The 4471-nt window shown below is 45.2% G+C and carries 6 protein-coding genes; all 6 read left to right on the top strand.

Annotation, left to right across the window (positions count from 1 at the left end; translation table 11 throughout):
• Positions 1–65: 65 nt before the first annotated feature.
• The 6 genes from FGS84_RS30415 (at position 66) to FGS84_RS30385 (ending at position 4366) form a co-directional block, all read left to right on the top strand.
• Positions 66–1421, top strand: a complete 1356-nt coding sequence (locus tag FGS84_RS30415) for a hypothetical protein (RefSeq protein ID WP_007885223.1) — start codon at positions 66–68, stop codon at positions 1419–1421.
• A gap of 855 nt (positions 1422–2276) precedes the next feature.
• Positions 2277–2438 carry a hypothetical protein gene (locus tag FGS84_RS31150; RefSeq protein ID WP_007885225.1) on the top strand — a complete coding sequence of 54 codons (162 nt, stop codon included), beginning with the start codon at positions 2277–2279 and terminating at the stop codon, positions 2436–2438.
• A gap of 4 nt (positions 2439–2442) precedes the next feature.
• Positions 2443–2763: a MobC family plasmid mobilization relaxosome protein gene (locus tag FGS84_RS30400; RefSeq protein ID WP_009256578.1), complete on the top strand. Its 321-nt coding sequence runs from the start codon at positions 2443–2445 to the stop codon at positions 2761–2763.
• Positions 2724–3833: a relaxase/mobilization nuclease domain-containing protein gene (locus FGS84_RS30395; protein WP_138311866.1), complete on the top strand. Its 1110-nt coding sequence runs from the start codon at positions 2724–2726 to the stop codon at positions 3831–3833. Before FGS84_RS30400 ends, FGS84_RS30395 begins: the two co-directional genes overlap by 40 nt.
• A complete protein-coding gene (locus FGS84_RS30390) occupies positions 3823–4089 on the top strand; it encodes a hypothetical protein (protein WP_226969119.1) in 267 nt (88 codons plus the stop codon). Before FGS84_RS30395 ends, FGS84_RS30390 begins: the two co-directional genes overlap by 11 nt.
• A 43-nt stretch (positions 4090–4132) precedes the next feature.
• Positions 4133–4366 carry a hypothetical protein gene (locus FGS84_RS30385; RefSeq protein ID WP_007885222.1) on the top strand — a complete coding sequence of 78 codons (234 nt, stop codon included), beginning with the start codon at positions 4133–4135 and terminating at the stop codon, positions 4364–4366.
• Positions 4367–4471: the final 105 nt, after the last annotated feature.

Raw genomic sequence — 4471 nt, 5'->3', positions numbered from 1 at the left:
TAAAATATATTGATAATATAAGCCCCCTATAGGTGTTTTTAGGGGTGGGGAAAGGTGGTGGACTTATGGCAAAAAAACCGACTGAAAAGCAGTTGTATAAGCTGAAAAATGAATGGCTTGGGCAGTTTTTTGAGGAAGTGAAGCCGAAAGAGTTTTATCGGGCTGTTTTCCCGGAGGGAAGTTTTGAGAGAGCTGGGCATTTTGAGGACGGAAAAGCAAATGGCATTATAACTATAGTCGAAAACGATAAGGCAAAGAATCGGATTGTATTTGATGATTTGTCAGTCATCGATGAGGTCAAAGGGGCGGAGTTTGCTGTCATGTCCCCTGTAGCGTATTCCGGCAGAAATAGGACGGCAGCCAATGCAAGGTGGCTGTATGGTATAGCGATAGACCTTGACGGGGTGGAGATGCCGCAGCTCCGTGATGTGTTCCATCAAATGAATCATGATATTATTCCGAAATGCACTTACTGTATCAATAGCGGTCACGGGCTGCATTTATATTATCTGCTGGAAAAGCCGGTCCCTTTGTATAAGCATTTGCAGGATAAGCTCCGAGAGTTCAAGTATGAGCTGATTGCGAAAGTCTGGAACCGATATACAAGTACATTCACGGAACGGGAGCAGGTTCAGTATCAGGGGATTTTTCAGGGATTCCGTATGGTTGGAACGCAGTCAAAACTGGGAAAGAGATACCCGGTAAAGGCTTTTGAAACAGGCGAAAGAGTGACAATTGAGTATTTGAACGGTTATCTCATGGATAAGAGCAAGGCGGTCACAGATTTTCACTACAAGAGCGATTTAAGCCTTGCAGAAGCACGCAAAAAGTACCCGGAATGGTATGAAAAGCGAATTGTGCAAGGGGAGCGCCGTGAGCGTTGGCATATCAAAAGGGACTTATATGATTGGTGGCTGCGGAAAATAAAAGAGGGAGCTTCTGTAGGGCATAGATACAGCTGCCTTTGCGTTTTGGCGTCCTATGCCGTTAAGTGCGATATTCCGGAAGATGAGCTTTTTACGGACGCTTTTTCCCTATTGCAGTTTCTTGATGATATGTCAGATGATGAGCATAACCGTTTTACTAAGCGTGATATAATGGACGCTATGCAGTTTTATCAAGAAAATTATGTCACATATAGTCGAAGTGAAGCGGAAAGAGTATCGGCTATTCCTATGCCAGCGAATAAAAGGAATTACCAAAAACAGGCTGATCACTTAGAAGAAGCAAGGGCAATTCGTGATATTCGTATGAAAAGACAGGATAGGGATTGGAGAGAGGGAAATGGTAGACCAAAAGGCAGCGGAGAAAAGTCGAAGATTGTCGAAGAATGGCAGCGTCAGCACCCGGACGGAAAGAAAGCAGACTGCATACGGGAGACAGGATTGAGCAAGCCCACAGTTTACAAGTGGTGGAAGTAGGGCATACTTGAAATGCCGAAAGGCATATGGTATAATGCCAGTAGGCGAAAATGACAGAAGTGCTCATGTGGCACAGCAAAAAGCCCCGGAGGTCGCAACTCCGGGGCTTTTCTATTCCGTTCTGGGTGGGTGGCTTAATCCCAAGGCTGGCTACCAGTTATTCTTCTCCGTCCAACCATTTGCAGATGTAGTAGGCAACTACACTTGCCAAAACAGAGAGAAAAAATGACAGAAGTTCACTCATGCGGTTCACCCCCTTTCTCTACCTGTCTGGGGGCGGTAGCGTCGTTCATTATATCACAGGGGCAGAAATGCCACAAGAAGCCATTTCCCCTTGTTTATCATCAAAGCCATAAGGAAAAGAGTGTCAAGGGCGGTCATAGACCGCAGCGTTTACCCTTGATACTCTTTTTTGTTGGCTATAATGCCGGAGGGGAAAACGGCTGTCCGTCCGTTCCGTTACTTCCCCCTGTGCTTCATTGTCCGTTCCGGCGGAAGAAAGTAAAGGGTGGTCTGCGACCATTTTTTATCTGCTGTACTCGCTGATCGGCAAGCCGAAGCTCATACTGCAGATAAAAAACAAGCCCTTGACTGTCTCCCTCCTACACTTCCAAAGTCGCCCAAGAGGAAGTAAGCTCCACTATATTCTTGGCAGAATATACGCACGAATATATCCGCTTGATATAGGGTGTCTATCATGCTATAATATGTGTAGCGGATATATTGCAAGTTCCCTAAAGTGTTACCACTTTAGAACTTGTGAGGGTGGCAAGCCCCCCTTCAATCCCCCTTTTAAACGAGCCGGAAGGCTCATAATATGACGGTGGTAGCACCGAAGAAAGAGAGGTCAAAGGCATGAAAAAAGATATGGATAAAATTCAGTTTGAGTACAGATACGAGGTGCAGGAGCTGATGAAAGTAATTGATAAATATGTAAAACAGAATCCGGCAGAAAAGGAAAATAAGACGCTGGAGCGTTTCTTTGACCTACTTGATGTCATGGATATGGAGTGGTAAGGGTATGAACAAGACAAGACCAAAGCAGCTATCATTCCGGGTAAGTGAAGAAGAATACCAGCAGCTACAGGAGAAGATTTCAGAGAGTGGAAAGAACCAGCAGGAATATATCCTTTCCTGTGTGCTGGAGAAGCAAATCGTGAATACGGACGGTATCAAGGAACTTATCCCGGAACTGAAACGGATAGGGAACAACCTCAACCAGATAGCAAAGCGGTGTAATGAGGGGGGAATGTTGCCGAGTGAAGCGGAAGTGCGGAAGCATGGAGAGGAGCTGAACAAAGTATGGCAGTCATTAAGGCGGTATCTTCAAAGGCGGGCATAGGGCACGCCATAGATTATGTGACAAAAAAAGAAAAGACAGAGGAGAAGCTTGTCAGCGGTCTGCATTGTGAGCCGGAGACGGTCAAGGAAGAAATGCAAGCCACAAAGGAGCTGTGGGGCAAGACGGATGGAAGAACCTATAAGCATTATGTGCAATCCTACCATGAGGACGAGAAAATAACCCAGGAGCAGGCTCACAAGAACGCTGTCGAGCTGGCAGAGCATACAAAGGCATGGAAAGGGCATGAAGTTCTGATAGCCACGCATATAGACAAGGGGCATATACACACGCATTTTATTGTCAATTCCGTAAATTATGAGGACGGTCATAAGCTCCAATGGAGTAAGCACGACCTTAAAGACCTAAAGGAACGGTGCAACGAGCAGAGCCGGGAACAGGGCTTGCATGTGCCGGAGAAAGGAAAGACCTTTGCTGGAGAAGTCCGGGAAGAAACGGTGGCATGGAGCAAAGACACCTACCAGCTTTTGAAACAGGCAGAGCAGGGAAAGGTCAAAAGCTATGTGCAGGATATTGCCCTTGCGGTGCTGGACTGTAAGGAAACAGCGACCAGCCGGGAAAACTTTATCCGGATGATGAATGAAAGAGGGTACGGCGTAGACTGGCAGGACAGCCACAAGTACATCACATATACCGACTTAGCCAGGGAACAGGCAGGAGAAAAGGCTTGTAAAATCAGGGATAACAAGCTGGAAAAATACTACAATATGGATTTTGGAAAGGAGAGCATGGAGCATGAGTTTGAGAGAAATGCACGAACAGCAGAAGCAGAGCAGTCCAAGAGAGCAGCTTCAAGAGTTAAACCGACAGAGCCGGACAGAGCTGGAAAACAGTCTGCTCAAAGAAGCGTTGGCGATGTCGAGCGAGAACTGCGAGGAATTGATGAAGCAGTCAAATCAAGAACAAGTAAGGGCAGAGCAGAACAGGCAGAGAGACGCAGAGCAGAACAGGAAGCTCATCAGCGAGCTGAAGCAGAGCGTAGAGCTGCTGAAGAACAGCAACGAATTGCTTCAAGACGCTATATCGGGCGAGATTGGGAGTTTGAAAGATGAGGTTAAGGAAAACACCGTCCAAGAGGTTAGAAAGGCGTTACAGGCGAATATAGAGGCTATACAGAGGGCTACAAAGCTTCTTGAGAAGCAGTCTGATACACTTACGAGCGTGATGAAGCAAAAGATCCGGGAGCTGGAGGAAAGTAAGAACAGCTTTTTCAGATATGAGGGCTTAAAGCTGTACCTGTTTTGGGGCGGTATGGTCTGTAATATTTTAGTGTTTCTTATGCTGTTATATGGTATGCTTGGTAAGTAAAAAGAAATCGACAAATCGGAAGGTTGAGAAAGGAGATTAGTCAATGAAAAAAATATTAGGAATCGTTGCTGGTGTTGTTGGAATAATATCTGTTATTGTGGGTGTTGCATTGAAGATGAATAATAATGCTATTGCTATAATCGGAGGTGTAGATGGTCCTACCTCGGTATTTGTCGCAGGAAAGTTGAATAGTGTTCTTGTCAGCATCTTGCTTATTGCGATAGGTGTTGTGATGTTGATAGTAGCGATAATTTTTTATTTTTTGAAGAAAAAATAGTAGTGCTATACTGGTAGGGAAAAGGGAGAGAAAAATCGCCCTTTTTTAAGAGGTCAAAAAGGTAAAATAAAATATATTGATAATATAAGCCCCCTATAGGTGTTT

The organism is Clostridium sp. 1001271st1 H5 (assembly GCF_005845215.1).
Classification (GTDB): domain Bacteria; phylum Bacillota; class Clostridia; order Lachnospirales; family Lachnospiraceae; genus Enterocloster.
Note: the sequence above shows the minus strand (reverse complement) of the source record. Positions and strands in the feature narration are given on the sequence as shown.

Coding starts and splice junctions, on each gene's coding strand:
- FGS84_RS30415 (WP_007885223.1), top strand. CDS start 66: ATGGCAAAAAAACCGACTGAAAAGCAGTTGTATAAGCTGAAAAATGAA.
- FGS84_RS31150 (WP_007885225.1), top strand. CDS start 2,277: ATGAAAAAAGATATGGATAAAATTCAGTTTGAGTACAGATACGAGGTG.
- FGS84_RS30400 (WP_009256578.1), top strand. CDS start 2,443: ATGAACAAGACAAGACCAAAGCAGCTATCATTCCGGGTAAGTGAAGAA.
- FGS84_RS30395 (WP_138311866.1), top strand. CDS start 2,724: ATGGCAGTCATTAAGGCGGTATCTTCAAAGGCGGGCATAGGGCACGCC.
- FGS84_RS30385 (WP_007885222.1), top strand. CDS start 4,133: ATGAAAAAAATATTAGGAATCGTTGCTGGTGTTGTTGGAATAATATCT.